Genomic DNA, 15,642 nt, shown 5'->3' with positions numbered 1-15,642 from the left:
CAGTGTCCTGCGCCTCGCCTTCATGCACTTGCATAAACTTGCGCTTTTGTCCGGCGTCGGGCTGGCAGGCGAACGGCTACGGAGTAGGATGCAAGGCGTTGGATGCAGGTGTTAGAGAGCAACGATCATGGCTGCACTGGATACCCTACAAGTTTTTCAAGCCCTCAACCGCTCGCCCAATGCTCGCCTGGAGCACAGCGCCGAGCTCGGTGATGGCTTGTCCGCAGCCTTGTGGAGCAACCACCACGACGCACAGGATTACGAAGCGCCGAGCCACCACACGTTGTCCTGCTACCTCGCCGGTGGCACCGGGACCTTTCGCCGCGACCAGCCCGGCAACATGGGCGGCCCGGACAAGCTGTGCATCCTGCCGGCCGATCACCAGTCGGGATGGGTGATCAACGGCGATATTCGATTGGCGCACCTGTATTTCAGCCCCGAACAATTCGCCCTGGGTTGCGTCACCCTGCTCGATCGCGAGCCCCGGGAATTGCAGCTGCGCGAGCAGACTTTTCTAGAAGATCCACAGCAGGCGCGGCGTTTTCGACAGTTGATTACCCTGAACTGGGAGGAGCCGGGCGAGCGCTTGCTCACCAGCAGCCTGGCTCACGAAATGCTCAGCCATGCGCTACTCAGCCAGGTCAATGTACGCCAGGGTTTACGCCTCAAGGGCGGGCTTGCCGCGCATCAGCGGCGGCACCTGGTGGAATTTATCGACAGTCACCTGGCCGACGCCATCAGCCTGGGGCAATTGGCGGCGCTGTGTGCATTGTCGGAGTACCACTTTGCGCGGATGTTCCGTGAGAGCTTCGGCCTACCGCCCCATCAGTATGTACTGGCGCGGCGCCTCAACCGGGCGCGGGAGCTGTTGCGTTCGACTTCGCAGCCGCTGGGTGAAATTGCCCTGGCCTGTGGATTCTCCAGTGCCAGTCATTTCACCAACCGATTCCGCCAGGCGCTGGGTGGAACGCCCGGTGAGTATCGGCAGGCGTTCCTGCGCTAGAGCTCAATGTCGGCGTCGCTCGCGACTCTGGAGCGCGTTTTTTTTCGATGACCGGATCGATATCGGCAAATGGACCATCACGCCGGGCGTTCGTTACGAGATCATCGACTCGCAGCAAACCAACACGCTGACGAACCAGAAGTACCAAGGCGACTCGGTTGTGCAGACGTCGGTGGCGTTTTGATCGCAATCAATAATCGCTGAAAACAAAACGGGCCTGCAATGCAGGCCCGTTGTCGTTGGGAAGATAAATTTGAATCAGGTGTCAGCCGTTAAGTGCTGCCTGTTCGTTCTCAAGAAATTCTTCTTCCAGCAGCCCATCCGCGTGGCGTTCGAACGGTACTACGGTGGCGCGTGGCTTGCCGCGCAATTTGCCGAACAGGTGTTCCAACGCATGCTCCAGTTTCTCGGCAGCCCCGTCTATCGCCAGTTCCAGATTGTCGGCTTTATGGGTGACGGAAATCGGTTGATGGCCTTTTGGCCGCGCCTCCAGTTGGCAGCGTATATCGTGGGGACCGGGCTTCTCGCCGTTCTCGTCTCGCAGGTGGACCTCGACGCGTGTCAGGTCCTCTTCGTAGCGTTCGAGCGTGCTCTCAATGGTAGTACGTACCCACTCCTCCAGTCGTTTACTGCCTTGAATATGGTTATCACTATTGACTTGGATTTGCATAGTTCATCCCTTATTTCAGCTAGCTCGCGAGAGGCCGGTCAGCTAAGCCCTTGGGCGTCATCACCGTGACCTCTTACTTACACAATCGGTCTGTACGCTGAACAATTCAACCCCTGAAAAAAGATAAATATCTATTCGCAAAAAAAGCCGGACAATCGGCAAAAGCGCTGTTAAGGTCGGGAGTTGGGTCGCTCTGCTCTTACGTAATAATTGCTCACATTTGCCGCTCCCCCAGTGGGTGCAGGCTTCGGAAAATCCCCGCCTCTTCCACCAGCCAGTCATGCACTGCACGCACGCCTGGATGGCTCAGCGCACCCGGCGCATACAGCAGCATGTAGCGCTTGTGATTGGGCACCGCGAGGCCGAATGGCACGATCAACGCCCCGCGTTCCAGCTCGTCGTTAAGCAGGGTTCGGCGAGCAATCGCCACTCCCATCCCGGCAATCGCCGCTTCGATCGTCAGGTGATTGCGATTGAAGGTATGGCCACGGCGCACATCGGCTCCTTCGAACCCGATGGCATTGAGATAGAACTCCCATTCCGCATATTCGTAGCTGCCACGCCAGGCGGTGATGTCGTGCAACAACGGGAAATGAATCAGGTCCGCCGGCCCATGTAAGGGTGGACGCCCGCGCAGCAGGCTCGGCGCACAAACCGGAAAAATCTGCTCATCGAGCAAGGCTGTGGATAACAGCCCGGGGTAACTGCCGTCGTTGAGGTCGATGGCCAGATCGAAGTCCCCTTCATGCAGCGGCACGCTGCTGTCCTCGGCCACCAGGCGCAATTGAATATCCGGGAACTGCTGCTGCAGACGCGGCAGACGCGGCGTCAGCCATTTGCTCAGAAAGGACGGGATCGAACGCACCCGCAGAATTCCGCTGATCATGCCCGCGTCCAGTCGCCGTAACTCGGCGTCGATGCTGCCATAAGCCTCGTTGACCGTAATGGCCAGTCGCTGGCCTTCAGCACTCAACTCCACACCCCGGGCGCGTCGGTGAAACAGACGGAACCCCAGACGCTCTTCAAGTTGGCGAATCTGCTGGCTGACCGCCCCCGGTGTGATGTGCAGTTCTTCGGCGCAGCGGGTGAACGACAAGTGCCGCGCGGCACAGGCAAACACGTTCAGCCAGACATAGGTCTGGGCGTGTAACTGACGACTCATCGTTTAGTCCTGCTAAAGGATGTCTTAGGAGTTTTCGTTGGTCACGTAGGACCGCGACAGGCAGTATCGCCTACATTGCGCTTGTCCTACAAAAATGGCAGCGATTTTCCCTCCATTGCTTTGTATAGGCTTTAGCATGGCTATCAGTGTTTTCGATCTCTTCAAAGTCGGCATCGGCCCCTCCAGTTCGCATACCGTCGGTCCGATGCGTGCGGCTGCAACCTTCGCGCAAGCTTTAGTCGATCAGGGTTTTGTAGCCGAAGTGCGCCGAGTGGAAATCCGATTGTACGGCTCTTTATCGGCAACCGGCGTCGGCCATGCCACCGACCGCGCTTGCGTCATGGGCCTGATGGGCGAATGGCCGGACAGCATTGACCCCGCCACCATTGATCCACGTATTCACATCCTGCGCGAAACCGGCGAACTGCTTCTGGCCGGCAAAGCCATCGTTGCCTTTAACTGGCAACGCGATCTGCTGCTGCTCGACGAGAGCCTGCCCTACCACCCCAACGCGATGTCCCTGACAGCCTTCGGCGAAACCGGCGAGCTGTTCGAGCAAACGTATTACTCGGTAGGTGGTGGATTCATTATCGAAGCCGCAGAAGCCCAATCCGGTATCGCACCGTCGAGTGACGTGGTGCTGCCTTACGATTTCTCCAGTGCCGCCGAATTGCTCAAACTCTGCAATCAGCACGGACTGCGAGTGGGCGAATTGATGATGGCCAACGAACGGGCATGGCGCAGTGATGCAGAAATCCGCAAGGGGCTGCTGCACATCTGGTCGGTGATGCGCGAGTGCGTCGAGCAAGGGTTGCGTCATGAGGGCATCCTGCCTGGCGGTCTGAATGTCCCCCGTCGAGCAGCGAAATTGCACCGTAGCCTGTTGGAAATCGGCAAGCCGAATGTCATCACCTCCACCCTGTCAGCGATGGAATGGGTCAACCTGTTCGCCCTTGCCGTGAACGAAGAAAACGCCGCTGGTGGTCGCATGGTCACGGCACCGACCAACGGTGCGGCGGGGATCATTCCCGCGGTGCTGCACTACTACATGAAGTTCAATCCAGATGCCTCGGACGATGACGTCGTTGCCTTCTTTTTAGGTGCGGCAGCCGTCGGCATTCTCTGCAAGAAAAATGCGTCAATCTCCGGTGCCGAAGTCGGCTGCCAAGGCGAAGTCGGTTCTGCTTGCGCCATGGCTGCCGCCGGTCTCGCGGAGGTGCTCGGCGCTACGCCGGAGCAACTTGAAAATGCCGCCGAAATTGGACTGGAACACAATCTCGGCCTGACCTGCGATCCGGTTGGCGGACTCGTTCAGGTGCCGTGCATCGAGCGCAATGCGATAGCTGCGGTCAAAGCGATCAACGCCACGCAAATGGCCCTGCGCGGCGACGGCAAACACTTCATTTCCCTGGACCGGGTCATCCGCACCATGCGCGACACCGGCGCCGACATGCACGACAAGTACAAGGAAACTTCGCGAGGCGGGCTGGCGGTGAACTGGGTGGAATGCTGACCGATTTGGTTGCACACCCGCGTTTATTGCCCTGAAACGGGCAGGCCGGAGACGACCTGTAGGAGCGAGCTTGCTCGCGATGAACCAGAGGTCGCGGCGCAGTGCCTGGCTGACAGCGTTATCGTTGACGACCATCGCGAGCAAGCTCGCTTCTAAAGGGGTGCCCCCTGCCTTGGGCATGTCTCTTGCTACAGCCCTGTTGGAACAATGATGGCGATATGGCCGGTGGTCTGGCGTTGCGAACCAACTGGATCACGGCCGGTCAACAACTGCACGTTCAATCAGGCGGTGACGCATCATGGACAACCCTTTTCAGCTCATTACCGATGCCTTTGCACCGGATTACCAGATCAACCTGAGCATTCAGGGTCTGGACGGCAGCATCATGCTGACCCTTTCCAACAGCGGTCGCATAGTAGCCAAACGGCTGATCAGCGCCGAACAACGCAATGACCCTCAACGTCTCAAACGCCTGGTGCAAAGCATTCAGTTCGGAATCGCCATTGAACAGGGCCACAGCGCCATGAGCATTCTTGATGCCATGACCGGCGGCGACACTCGCACCTTGCCGCCGCATCAGGTCAAAGACCGGCCTCGCCCGACCCTTAATCTTTAAAGCTCGCCTTTTTCCACTTCGGGATGCTCACTGGAACCCGCGCCAATCTTGCGGTGCGGGTTTTCAATTTTCACCGACGGAAATTGCGACGACGCGTAACGCACCACCAGTATCGAAAACGCCAGGAGCAAAATCCCGCCGCACAGGTAGATGATGCCAACGTCCGGTGGGTTGTGATGCGAGACATTGGAAATCAGCAATCGCGTCAGCGCGGTGATCGCCACATAGATCAGGAAGCGCACGGGCATGTGGTTGGTCTTGAAGTAAATCCCGACCATCGCCCCCAGTTCCAGATAGATGAACAGCAGCAAGATGTCATCGATCTTGATGTGCCCCTGCTCCAGCATCCCGAGGAACTCCATCACCGCCGCCCATGCGGTGACTGCTCCAATAGCGAACAACGCCAGGTAGTGAAAGGTTTCGACGAACAGGTTGCCCAGGGACTCGGCCAGTTCATGCACGTTCTGGCGCAGCCTTTCGGCCCAGTTGATTTTCACGATGATGCTTCCTTAGGTCGGCTCGACCGGATGATGCGGGGGTGACGGTTTTTCTGTATGCAGAAAAAAGGCCAGTCCATGATGGCTAGCCGCTCGCAAATGCGCGCCGTGGCGTTTGGTCGCACCTGATCTGAGCAACAGCTGGCCCAACTGACAAATTCTGAATCCGAACTACATTAAAAAGCCACTACCCAAAGCGCAGTGTTTCGCTTATCCTTTAGCTGTATATAAATACAGTAGTCGAATCAGACAAACAACGTGAAGGCATGTGAGGTGGTAAATGGCCGTCGAAGTGGTATACCGCAGCAGCCGAGATCTGGAGCGCTTGTTCATGGATAAAGCCGAAGCTGACCGTCATGACAAAATGCTCGAACTGGCTGAATTGCTGGCTGAAGTGTTGCACAAAGCCGTTCCGTCCCTGACCGAGCAGCAGGTGGAAGAAGCCGGGATCTACATGGCGAAGAACCGCGATATATTCGCCAAGGCGTTCAAGAGCCAACCGGACGCGTTGTCCGAATTGCTGACGGCACCGGTTGAAGTTGCCCCAGTGGTTGAGCCTGTTGAATCGGCCGAAGCCGAAGCCCCAGCGGCCAAACCCGCCAAGGCGCCGAAAGCCGCGAAGTAACATCCGAATTGAATAGGCCCTGAGTTGTATGGCTCAGGGCCTTTTTCATTTTCGCAATCAACATATCGCAGCCTTCAGCAGGAACCCCCGAAGGTGCGATCCGTTGATCACCCTATCGATACAACACCTTCTCCGCCAACTCATCCGCCACTCTGGCTGGTGATCGTTTTTCCGCCTGGGCATGGGCGAACACTTCGGTCAGACGTGAGCTGATTTTCGACAGATGTGCCGTAATGGTCGGCAATTCTTCGCCACGATGTTTGAGTGACACATAGATCAATCCGCCGGAATTGATCACATAGTCCGGTGCATACAGGATGCCGCGTCGCTCCAGTTGGTCGGCGACTTCCAGATGGGTCAGTTGATTGTTCGCCGAACCCGCCACCGCCGAGCAGCGCAATTGCGACACGCTGTTGCTGTTGAGCACCCCGCCCAGGCCGCACGGCGCGAGGATGTCGCAGGGCGTGCTGAGCAACGCGTCGTTGGCAATCGGGTGCGCGCCGAGCTGTTCCATGGCCAATTGAACCTTGCCATGATCGATGTCACTGACCAGCAGTTCGGCACCGGCGGCATGCAGCTGTTCGGCGAGTGCGTAACCGACATTGCCCAATCCCTGAATCGCCACGCGCAGACCTTCCAGATTGTCGCTACCCAATCGAGCCATCGCCGTGCTGCGAATACCGGCAAAGACCCCCATTGCCGCGTGAGGCGCTGGGTCTCCCGCCGAGGTGGTACTGGTGACGTGCCGGGTCTGTTGGGCGATGCAATCCATGTCCGCAACCGACGTGCCACTGTCGATGGCAGTGATGTAGCGACCGTCGAGTTGATTGATACAACGCCCGAATGCTTCAAATAGCGCGGCACGACTTTCCACATGGACTGGACGTATGATCACGGCGACGCCGCCGCCTTGGGCCAGACCCGCCAACGCAGCTTTGTAACTCATACCCTGCGCCAGCCGCACGGCGTCTTCGACCGCAGACTCGTCGCTGGGATAGGCAAGGTAACGACAGCCACCCAGGGCAGGCCCGAGTCGGCTGTTATGAATGGCAATGACCGCCTTCAACCCGGTCACCGGATCGACGCTCAGGTGCAGCGATTCAAGGCGAGTGCTTTGCATGAGAGCGAACATCGTAAGGCTCCCGAATCACATCTTGTAGTCGCCAGTATAGGCTTGCGCTCAAAATTTGCAGAAGCGCACCGGAATAAGCGTTACGGCAAAACGGGCATTCGGAAATAACCCGAATCTACCCTTCACAGCACTGGACGAATGCCGCAGACGAGGCTAAAACGAGGCATTGCCCGGAGATTTTGATGACCCCGCGCCAATCGTTTTTTGCCTGTTTGCAACGCTCACCGCCCGCGCTGTTCGAGGCCGCCCTGTGGATTGCGGCCGAGCATGACAGCGAGGTGAAACCTGCATCCATTTTGACGGACTTCAAGCAATTGCTACAGCGCGTCAGCGGCGGCTTGCCGATGTTGCCGGTGAGTGAACTGGCGCAGCCGCTATTGCGTCGCTTGAATGACCTGGGTTTCGCCCAGGACGATTCCACACCCTTGCGCCCGCAAGTTGCACTGCTCGACAAAGTACTGGAACGTCGACGTGGACAACCGCTGGCCCTGAGCCTGATTGCACTGGAGCTGGCCAGAGGCCTGGAGATTCCCATGGTCGGGGTCAACTTCCCCGGGCACTTTCTGTTGCGTGTACCGGGTGCCGATCATTTGCTCGACCCTTGCGGTGGCCGGCGCCTCTATCCAAACGATTGCCGGGAGTTGCTATACCGCCAGTACGGTCCGAACATGAAACTCAGTGCCGAACACCTGGCCACTGCCGAGCCTGTGCAAATGCTGCAACGACTGTCTCGCAACCTGCGTCAGTTGCACCTTTCTCATGACGATTTCATCGGTGCCTTGATTGACGCCGAGCGTGTACTCGAACTGGGTAACGCCAACGCATCGGATTACCTGGCCCGCGCCAGTCTGTACCAACGTCTGGATTGCCCGAACGCCGAACGTTTCGACCTGGAGCACGCATTGCTGCTCAGCGACGACCCGATCCAGCGAATTCGCCTGACGGAACGGCTGGAGCATCTGCCGCCCAATGCCATCGTCCACTAAAAGCATAAGATCGCAGCCTGCGGCAGCTCCTACGAGAATGGTTGTAGGAGCTGCCGCAGGCTGCGATCTTTTGATCCAGGATCAAGGGCTATCTGGCTGATTCGCAGGATGCGCCTTGATAAACGCCGGGTGCGTGACCGCCAATGCTGCTACTCGCCGGATTCGCGGATAAGCCTCAAGGGAAACGTTGAACCGCTCGGCCGCGTACAACTGCGGAATCAGGTAGACATCCGCCAGACCCGGCTCAGCGCCGAAGCAATAACCTTCATCAGCAATCAACTTTTCCACTGTCGCCAACCCCTGGCTGATCCAGTGCCCGATCCACTCGACTACCTGCGGTTCTTCTTGCCCCAACTGCCGCAGCTGATTGAGCACGCTGACGTTGTGCAGTGGATGCACATCGCAACCGATCACCGCCGCCACACCACGCTCATGGGCGCGAGTGGCGAGGTCTTTGGCCAGCAACGGCGCCTGTGGATAACGTTCCTCAAGGTACTCGATAATCGCCGGTGACTGAATCAGCAATTGGCCTTCGTCGGTGCGCAAGGCCGGTACACGACCTTGCGGATTGACGTCCAGATACGGCCGTTGCCGATGCTCGCCACCTTGCGGTGCGATCAGATTGATGGCCAGCGCCCGGTAATCCAACCCCTTGAGAGCCAACACAATGCGCACCCGGTAGGACGAAGTCGAACGGTAATAGGTATAGAGTTCCATGCCCGCGCCCCTTAGCGTGCCGGCAGCACTTTGCCACGGCACTCGCCGAAACCGATCGAGACAAAACCCTCGCGACGGCAGCGGCCGCGCAGGATGATTTCGTCGCCGTCCTCAAGAAATTTACGTACTTCACCGGAGGCCAGTTCGATCGGCTTTTTACCGCCTTCGGTGATTTCCAGCAGGCTGCCGAACTGACCGTTTTCCGGCCCCGACAAGGTGCCCGAACCGAACAGGTCACCGGCCTGCAACTGGCAACCGTTGACACTGTGGTGCGCGACCATTTGTGCCACGGTCCAGTACATGTGCCGGGTGTTGCTCAACGTCAGGCGATGGGCCGGCAGATTTTGCTCACGCATGGTTTCGGTGAGCAGTAGCACTTCCAGTTCGATGTCGAAGGCGCCCGCCGCTTGATCGTGCTTGTCGGTCAAATATGGCAGCGGCTGCGGGTCACCTTCCGGGCGTGCCGGCTGGGCACGACGGAACGGTTCCAGCGCTTCGGCCGTCACCACCCACGGCGAGATGCTGGTGATGAAACTCTTCGACAGGAATGGGCCCAGCGGTTGGTATTCCCAAGCCTGGATATCCCGCGCGGACCAGTCGTTGAGCAGGCAGAATCCGGCAATGTGATCGGCAGCGTCACCGATGGCGATGGAGTCCCCCATTTCGTTGCCCTGACCGATCCAGATGCCCAGTTCCAGTTCGTAATCAAGGCGCGCACACGGGCCAAAGGCCGGTTCGGTCTGGCCGGCTGGCAAGGTCTGGCCTTTCGGGCGGCGCACGTCGGTACCGGACGGGCGAATGGTCGAGGCGCGGCCGTGATAACCGATCGGCACGTACTTGTAGTTCGGCAGCAACGGATTGTCCGGGCGGAACAACTTGCCGACGTTTTGCGCATGCTCGATACCGACGTAAAAGTCGGTGTAGTCGTTGATTTTTGCTGGCAGATGCATCTCGCAATCCGCCGCCAGGGGCAACAGTTTTGCACCCTGGGCTTCGATCTTGCCGTGTAGGGTGCTGCCCTCGGCGAACAATTCCAGCAGGCGTTCACGCAGGGCAACACGCGCCTCACGACCCAGTTCAAAGAAAGCGTTCAACTGACCGCCACGGGTGGCTTCGACCGCTACTTTGGCGGCGCCGTCGAACAATCCGGCGTCCAGCGCCGCTTGCAGATCAAAGATATGCTCGCCAATGGCCACACCGCTGCGCGGTGCCGAACCGTGAATGCTGAACACGCCCAGTGGCAGGTTCTGCAGCGGGAAATCAGCATGGTCGTTAGCGCAAGCAACCCAGCTGCGTGTGATGGAAGTCTGCGTCATGGGTTATCTCCGGGTCGGGTCGAAAGTGGCGGGCAATGTGGCCCAGCAGGCGTCGTAAGAAGTTTGCAATTGCGGGCAATCCAGGGCGAAACGACTAGGACGCAGCACCTGGCTGGTCTCGAACATGAAGGCCATGGTGTTGTCGATTTTCGCCGGTTTGAGATCAGCGTTGATCGCTTTGGTGCAGGTTTCGCCATCCGGGCCGTGGGCGCTCATGCAGCTGTGCAACGACGCGCCACCAGGCACGAAGCCTTCAGCCTTGGCGTCGTATTCGCCCTTGATCAGGCCCATGAATTCGTTCATCAGGTTGCGGTGGAACCAAGGTGGACGGAAGGTTTTCTCGGCGACCATCCAGCGTGGCGGGAAGATCACGAAGTCGAGATTGGCCAGGCCATGGACACTGGTCGGCGACGTCAATACGGTGAAAATGGAAGGATCCGGGTGATCGAAGCTGACGGTGCCAATCGTGTTGAAGCGGCGCAGGTCATATTTGTACGGCACGTTATTGCCGTGCCAGGCCACCACATTCAGCGGCGAGTGATTGAGCTCGCAACCCCACAACTGTCCGAGGAACTTCTGCACCAGTGTCGTGGGTTGTTGCAGGTTCTCATAAGCCGCCACCGGGGTCAGAAAATCCCGCGGATTGGCCAGGCCGTTACTGCCGATCGGCCCCAGATCCGGCAGGCGCAGGGGCGCGCCATGGTTCTCGGCAACGTAGCCTCGGGCTTGCGGCTCGAGCAATTCGATGCGGAACTTCAACCCCCGCGGCAGGACGGCGATTTCCAGCGGCTCCAGGTCCAGCACGCCGAGCTCAGTGGCAATACGCAGGCGTCCCAGTTCCGGCACCAGCAATAATTCACCGTCGGCATTGAAGAACACACGCTCCATAGAGCGGTTGGCGCGATAGTTGTAAATGCTGATTCCGGACGGCTTATCCGCGCCCGAGTTCGCCGCCATGCTCACCAGGCCGTCGATGAAATCGGTCGGTTCGTCAGGAATGTCCAGCGGGTTCCAGCGCAGGCGATTGGGTGTCACTTCACCCAACGCGCCTCCGGCCAGCTGCCGGTCAAGCTTGACGAATGCCGGATGATTGGCGGATGGCTGGATGCGGTACATCCACGTCCGTCGCGCTTCGCTGCGCGCCATGGTGAATGCGGTACCGGAAAACAGTTCAGTAAAGAGGCCGTACGGGGCTTTTTGCGGAGAGTTCTGGCCGACGGGCAGTGCGCCGGGCAATGCTTCGCTGCTGAATTCGTTGCCGAAGCCTGATTGATAGGCCAGGGTTGAATCGGAGTTCATGGAGCCTCCTGAACAGGGAGTCGGCAATGGCCCATCACTCTGTATGAGAGGTTGTGGCACGCCGGGGTTATTTTTATCGTAATTGAATTACGCTTAACGTAATTTGATTGCTATTGACCGTCAAGCTATAAAGACGCCCATTCGTCCCGAGATCCCGGCACCACCATGGAAAAGACCAGCGACAGCAACGGCAAACAGAAAGTCCGCTCGGCCGAAGTCGGCACCGACATCCTCAAGGCGCTCGCCGAGTTGTCGCCCTCCACCTCGCTGTCACGCCTGGCCGAACACGTACAGATGCCGGCAAGCAAGGTTCATCGGTATTTGCAGGCATTGATTGCCAGCGGTTTTGCCGAACAGAACGCCGCCACCAACCATTACGGTCTGGGCCGTGAAGCCTTGCGTGTCGGACTCGCGGCCCTCAACAGTATGGACGTGCTGAAAGTCGCCGCCCTGCCATTGGCTGAGTTGCGCGATGAATTGAACGAAACATGTTTTGTGGCAGTGTGGGGCAACCAGGGCGCAACCGTTGTGCATATCGAACCGGCAGTGCGTGCGGTGACGGTAGTGACGCAATTGGGGTCGGTGCTGCCATTGCTCAGTTCCTCCACGGGGTTGGTCTTCGGCGCTTATCTGCCTGCGCTTGAAACCGTGGACCTTCGCGATCAGGAATTGCGCAACAGCACCCTGCACGCGCTGGCGGACGATCAGGCGTATACGGCAATGTGCGAGCAGATCCGTCAACGAGGTCTGCATCACGTGCATGGATTATTGATGCCTGGCGTGGATGCCCTGTCGGCACCGGTGTTCAACGCAATGGGCAAGATCGCGGCCGTGCTGACCGTGGTAGGACCGACCTCGCTGTTTCATGCCGATGAGAACGGACCGGCGGCGCAGCGTTTGTTATCCGCCACCCGCGCGGTGAGCTGGCGCATGGGATTTGAACCCGCAACACATACAGCCTAAACGGAGAGACAGTGCCTACTGACGAGTGGGCACTGTCGTTTTCATCAGGCTACGGATTCGCCGAGAAACACTCGGGCAATGCTTGAGGCCAATCCATTGACTTCGTCGAAGTCCAATCCTTTGAAGCGATACTTCGAATCAAATGTGTAGCCCTCGGAAAAAATCCCAAGGTGTTCGCCTTCGAAATAAGGGACTTCACCCTCCTGTAACTTTAAATATAGCGCCGACACCAGTGTTTCAGAATATGAAACCAACATATCATCCAAAGAGAGGACGCCATTGATATAAACTTTATCGACATCAATTCCGCGCCCGCCAATCCTTGCATGCAACATGGCACGCACTCGTTCTATGCTCAGATCTTCCATGATTCAACAACTCCAGATTAATTAATAGCGACCTGTCACAGAGCATGTTATTTGCCTGTTTATCAGCGCCACCGGCATAATAACTTAAAAAATTTTTTTACTGCACCCGACAAAATATTGTAATTCATTACCGCCTCTTGAACAGCTGTTACTTACCCACTCAACCTTGTAGTACCAAACCTAGTTTTTTGGCCATCGCAACAGCTTGTGTCCGACGCTCAACCCCCAACTTGCTGTGGATTCTCCGGGCGTGAGTTTTAACCGTATGCAATGAGATGAACAAGTGCTCGGCAATTTGCTGATTGGAGTTACCCTGAGCAATCAAGCCCAGCACCTCCAGTTCCCGCCCGCTCAGCAGGTTGGCATCCACTGCCATCGCACTCACCGACTCTTCCCCTCGCAAACGACAGAGCAGGTTCGGCTGCCGCAAATTCAAGTCGCGTAATGCCTGTTGTCCATGACAACGCTCGACCAGGGTCAGACCGGTTTCCAGCGCCGAACTGGCCACGTTCGGTTCGCCCGTCAGGTCCGCCACCTCGCAAATGGCCAGTTGCAGCTCGGTTTCCAGCGCCAGCATGGCGTGTTGCTGCGCATGCTCACGTAAAGCCTTGAGCCGATCCAAGGAACTTTGCGTCACTTGCAGGTGAGTTTCGGCCAATATCAACTGGTATTCGATTCGGGGAATCAACTGCAGCGTTGCCGGAGGCGCCTGGCGCGCGTGAGGGCCGCGGTAATGACGCAAAACACGGGTCAGCGCCTCACGTGCCAGCTCCGGTCGCCCCTGCTGCAGCCAGAAATGACTGCTGATTTGCAGCAGTACACCGCGATAGACCGTATCGGGAATCTGCCGTTGCTGCATCAACCGCTCGGCTTCGCGCAAACGATCGAAGGCATGGGCGTAATCGCCCCGGTTGGCCGCCAACTGCGACTGCCCGAGAAATCCGTACAATACGTGCTTGTCCTGACTTTGCAGGCAATCTTCGAGGCCGGCCTGAAAAAAACCAGCGGCCCGTTCGTCGAGCCCCTGACACAGGGCCAAACGCCCTCGCCGTAGGGCGATTCGCCCCAGCAAGGGTGTCGGTCGATCCGCCTGACGCCTCAGCATCGAATCGATATCTGCCAACAAATCTTCGGCTCGACGCGGTGCTCCGCGCTGTTCCAGCAATTGCGCGTGATCGAGTTGCAGCAGACCTTCAAACAGTAATGAACCTTGCGCTCGAGCCAGGCACAACGCGTCACGATTGAAAACCTGTGCGGCGTCGAGGTCGGCAATGAGCAACGCTTGCTGAGTCAGCCCCGACAGGCATAACAAACGCGCTGGCCAGGCATCGGCAGCCAGTGCGTCCAAGGCTTCAATAAAGTGCGTTCGCGCGGCTGGCATGCGCCCCTGCAAATGCAACAACCAACCTTGCTGAGCCTGCCAGCGCGCCAATAATTGCCGTTGCAAGGACGCGGTCGGTTGCGGGGTGAAACGTGACAGTTGTGCAATGCACGCAGCCGCCTGCTCAAAACGCCCGGCAAACAGCAACGCTGCCGTGATCAATCCCACCCGTTGCGGTGTACCCAGAGTCAATTGTTCACCGAGGTACTCGTGCAGTTTGAGTAACAAGCCGACGTTCTGACGCTTGAACAAATGCTCAAAGCTGAAGTGTTGCAAAAGACTGACCGCAACCTCGTGCTCCTGTGCCAGCAATGCCTGTTCGAACGCCCCCTGCCAATCCTCATTGGCGCAGAACCATTGGCAAGCGCGGCGATGCCAGGATCGCCCGGCCGACGCCGGCTCTTCACGTATCGTTCGGGCCAGTGGCTCGAAGACTCGCAACCATTCGACAGAGTCTTCCCAAGGTTCGATGAAGCACCCCATTTCCTGCAACGCTTGCAACCACTGAGCACCTTCGCCCGCTCCGAACAGATGCTCGCACAAGCTGGCATTGAACCGTGGCAGATGAACCAACACTTGCCAGACCTCAACCAATTCCGACGGCAAGGTGTTGAACAACTCGTGTTGCAGATAATCGAGCAGTGTCGCCGAGCGGCTCTGCTCACCCGACCAGGGACAACCCTCAAGCAATGCGATCCGCACGCCAGCGCACCAGCCACCACTGCGCTCAACAACCCTTCTGGCGGTTTGTGCTGCCAGGGTCGACTCGACATGACCCAGCAACTGCACGACCTCAACCTCGGTGAAAGCCAGCGTCCGGCCTTCGCACTCGTACAACTCATCATCCAGCAGCAGTCGCGGCCAGTTGCAGGGAGGTCGTCGACGAGATCCCAGCCACCAGGTCAGCGCAGGGTTGCCAAGGGACAACAGGCGATCGAGCATTCGATCGAGTTCCGGGTTGGCCGTGCGGCAGTAATCATCGAGGAAAAGCCAGGTCGGCGCCTGCAATCGCGTCAGATGCGCGAGCATTCCCGACTCATTGACGCAATCCAGACCCAGCGCTTGCGACAGGCGCAATAGAAAATCGCTCGCGCTTAGCGACTCCCCCGCCAACGACAGCCAACTGACTCGACAGGACTGCGGTGCCCGCAACAGACATTCGGTCAGCAGCGCGCTCTTGCCACTACCGGCCGGCGCGCACAGCAGCTTCACCCGCGCCGTCGAGGCCAAAAGTGGCTCGACCAGACGCTCGCGAGACAGGTGATGCGACGACAATCGGGGCAGTATTCCAGGACGGTCCAGACAGTACGTCATGGCAGTCATTGTGATGCGCCTTTTTTATAATTCTGGCGCCACCCTAGACCTCTCCCGAGCGCTTGTTGAAGAAGTATTCA

General features: G+C 58.2%; 14 protein-coding genes and 2 pseudogenes. 7 read left to right on the top strand and 9 right to left on the bottom strand.

Features of this window, described 5'->3' with window-relative positions:
- Nucleotides 1-127 precede the first annotated feature (127 nt).
- Both AD668_RS03625 and AD668_RS29385 read left to right on the top strand, forming a co-directional pair.
- The gene (locus AD668_RS03625) at nt 128-1,003 is read left to right on the top strand and encodes an AraC family transcriptional regulator (protein ID WP_053154755.1); all 876 of its coding nucleotides are present in this window, start codon (nt 128-130) and stop codon (nt 1,001-1,003) included.
- A 31-nt stretch (nt 1,004-1,034) separates the two neighbouring features.
- A pseudogene (locus AD668_RS29385) lies at nt 1,035-1,157 on the top strand (hypothetical protein); the annotation flags it as partial.
- Between the two features lie 111 nt (nt 1,158-1,268).
- On the opposite strand, the gene AD668_RS03620 reads toward AD668_RS29385, so the two are convergent.
- Nucleotides 1,269-1,673, bottom strand: coding sequence for an HPF/RaiA family ribosome-associated protein (locus AD668_RS03620; protein ID WP_053154753.1), 405 nt, complete (start codon nt 1,671-1,673; stop codon nt 1,269-1,271).
- A gap of 214 nt (nt 1,674-1,887) precedes the next feature.
- Entirely contained in the window at nt 1,888-2,835 is a 948-nt protein-coding gene (locus AD668_RS03615) for a LysR substrate-binding domain-containing protein (RefSeq protein ID WP_053154749.1), read from the bottom strand.
- A 136-nt stretch (nt 2,836-2,971) separates the two neighbouring features.
- Between AD668_RS03615 and AD668_RS03610 the strand changes: the two genes are divergently transcribed.
- A complete protein-coding gene (locus AD668_RS03610) occupies nt 2,972-4,348 on the top strand; it encodes an L-serine ammonia-lyase (RefSeq protein WP_053154746.1) in 1,377 nt (458 codons plus the stop codon).
- Nucleotides 4,349-4,646: 298 nt separating this feature from the next.
- A complete protein-coding gene (locus AD668_RS03605) occupies nt 4,647-4,964 on the top strand; it encodes a DUF3509 domain-containing protein (RefSeq protein ID WP_053154743.1) in 318 nt (105 codons plus the stop codon).
- Here AD668_RS03605 and AD668_RS03600 read toward each other — a convergent pair.
- On the bottom strand, nt 4,961-5,461 hold the full coding sequence (locus tag AD668_RS03600) for a phosphate-starvation-inducible protein PsiE (protein ID WP_053154740.1): 501 nt from the start codon (nt 5,459-5,461) through the stop codon (nt 4,961-4,963). The genes AD668_RS03605 and AD668_RS03600 overlap by 4 nt on opposite strands.
- 280 nt (nt 5,462-5,741) lie before the next feature.
- Here AD668_RS03600 and AD668_RS03595 point away from each other — a divergent pair.
- Nucleotides 5,742-5,981: pseudogene (locus tag AD668_RS03595) on the top strand (YebG family protein); the annotation flags it as partial.
- A gap of 217 nt (nt 5,982-6,198) precedes the next feature.
- On the opposite strand, the gene AD668_RS03590 reads toward AD668_RS03595, so the two are convergent.
- The gene (locus tag AD668_RS03590) at nt 6,199-7,218 is read right to left on the bottom strand and encodes a Glu/Leu/Phe/Val dehydrogenase dimerization domain-containing protein (protein ID WP_053154733.1); all 1,020 of its coding nucleotides are present in this window, start codon (nt 7,216-7,218) and stop codon (nt 6,199-6,201) included.
- A gap of 182 nt (nt 7,219-7,400) precedes the next feature.
- On the opposite strand from AD668_RS03590, the gene AD668_RS03585 reads away from it, so the two are divergent.
- Complete coding sequence (locus tag AD668_RS03585) at nt 7,401-8,204, top strand: SirB1 family protein (RefSeq protein WP_053154730.1); 804 nt, start codon at nt 7,401-7,403, stop codon at nt 8,202-8,204.
- Between the two features lie 81 nt (nt 8,205-8,285).
- On the opposite strand, the gene maiA is transcribed toward AD668_RS03585, so the two are convergent.
- Genes maiA through hmgA form a run of 3 tightly spaced genes read right to left on the bottom strand, consistent with a single transcriptional unit; the run spans nt 8,286 to nt 11,536 of the window.
- Nucleotides 8,286-8,921, bottom strand: coding sequence for a maleylacetoacetate isomerase (gene maiA / locus AD668_RS03580; RefSeq protein WP_053154727.1), 636 nt, complete (start codon nt 8,919-8,921; stop codon nt 8,286-8,288).
- Nucleotides 8,922-8,932: 11 nt separating this feature from the next.
- Nucleotides 8,933-10,237 carry a fumarylacetoacetase gene (fahA, locus tag AD668_RS03575; protein ID WP_053154724.1) on the bottom strand — a complete coding sequence of 435 codons (1,305 nt, stop codon included), beginning with the start codon at nt 10,235-10,237 and terminating at the stop codon, nt 8,933-8,935.
- A 3-nt stretch (nt 10,238-10,240) separates the two neighbouring features.
- Nucleotides 10,241-11,536, bottom strand: coding sequence for a homogentisate 1,2-dioxygenase (hmgA, locus tag AD668_RS03570; RefSeq protein WP_053154719.1), 1,296 nt, complete (start codon nt 11,534-11,536; stop codon nt 10,241-10,243).
- 165 nt (nt 11,537-11,701) lie between these two features.
- Between hmgA and AD668_RS03565 the strand changes: the two genes are divergently transcribed.
- On the top strand, nt 11,702-12,499 hold the full coding sequence (locus AD668_RS03565) for an IclR family transcriptional regulator (protein WP_053154716.1): 798 nt from the start codon (nt 11,702-11,704) through the stop codon (nt 12,497-12,499).
- 44 nt (nt 12,500-12,543) lie between these two features.
- On the opposite strand, the gene AD668_RS03560 is transcribed toward AD668_RS03565, so the two are convergent.
- On the bottom strand, nt 12,544-12,867 hold the full coding sequence (locus tag AD668_RS03560; RefSeq protein WP_053154714.1) for a hypothetical protein: 324 nt from the start codon (nt 12,865-12,867) through the stop codon (nt 12,544-12,546).
- 160 nt (nt 12,868-13,027) lie between these two features.
- Nucleotides 13,028-15,571, bottom strand: a complete 2,544-nt coding sequence (locus tag AD668_RS03555) for a LuxR C-terminal-related transcriptional regulator (RefSeq protein ID WP_053154711.1) — start codon at nt 15,569-15,571, stop codon at nt 13,028-13,030.
- Nucleotides 15,572-15,642 lie beyond the last annotated feature (71 nt).

This window comes from Pseudomonas sp. P1.8 (assembly GCF_001269805.1).
Lineage (GTDB): Bacteria > Pseudomonadota > Gammaproteobacteria > Pseudomonadales > Pseudomonadaceae > Aquipseudomonas.
The sequence above is the reverse complement of the archived record's forward strand: the minus strand, read 5'-3'. Positions and strand labels throughout refer to the sequence as shown.

Coding starts and splice junctions, on each gene's coding strand:
- AD668_RS03615 (WP_053154749.1), bottom strand. CDS start 2,835: ATGAGTCGTCAGTTACACGCCCAGACCTATGTCTGGCTGAACGTGTTT.
- AD668_RS03605 (WP_053154743.1), top strand. CDS start 4,647: ATGGACAACCCTTTTCAGCTCATTACCGATGCCTTTGCACCGGATTAC.
- fahA (WP_053154724.1), bottom strand. CDS start 10,237: ATGACGCAGACTTCCATCACACGCAGCTGGGTTGCTTGCGCTAACGAC.
- AD668_RS03585 (WP_053154730.1), top strand. CDS start 7,401: ATGACCCCGCGCCAATCGTTTTTTGCCTGTTTGCAACGCTCACCGCCC.
- AD668_RS03590 (WP_053154733.1), bottom strand. CDS start 7,218: ATGTTCGCTCTCATGCAAAGCACTCGCCTTGAATCGCTGCACCTGAGC.
- AD668_RS03625 (WP_053154755.1), top strand. CDS start 128: ATGGCTGCACTGGATACCCTACAAGTTTTTCAAGCCCTCAACCGCTCG.
- AD668_RS03555 (WP_053154711.1), bottom strand. CDS start 15,571: ATGACTGCCATGACGTACTGTCTGGACCGTCCTGGAATACTGCCCCGA.
- AD668_RS03565 (WP_053154716.1), top strand. CDS start 11,702: ATGGAAAAGACCAGCGACAGCAACGGCAAACAGAAAGTCCGCTCGGCC.
- maiA (WP_053154727.1), bottom strand. CDS start 8,921: ATGGAACTCTATACCTATTACCGTTCGACTTCGTCCTACCGGGTGCGC.
- hmgA (WP_053154719.1), bottom strand. CDS start 11,536: ATGAACTCCGATTCAACCCTGGCCTATCAATCAGGCTTCGGCAACGAA.
- AD668_RS03620 (WP_053154753.1), bottom strand. CDS start 1,673: ATGCAAATCCAAGTCAATAGTGATAACCATATTCAAGGCAGTAAACGA.
- AD668_RS03560 (WP_053154714.1), bottom strand. CDS start 12,867: ATGGAAGATCTGAGCATAGAACGAGTGCGTGCCATGTTGCATGCAAGG.
- AD668_RS03610 (WP_053154746.1), top strand. CDS start 2,972: ATGGCTATCAGTGTTTTCGATCTCTTCAAAGTCGGCATCGGCCCCTCC.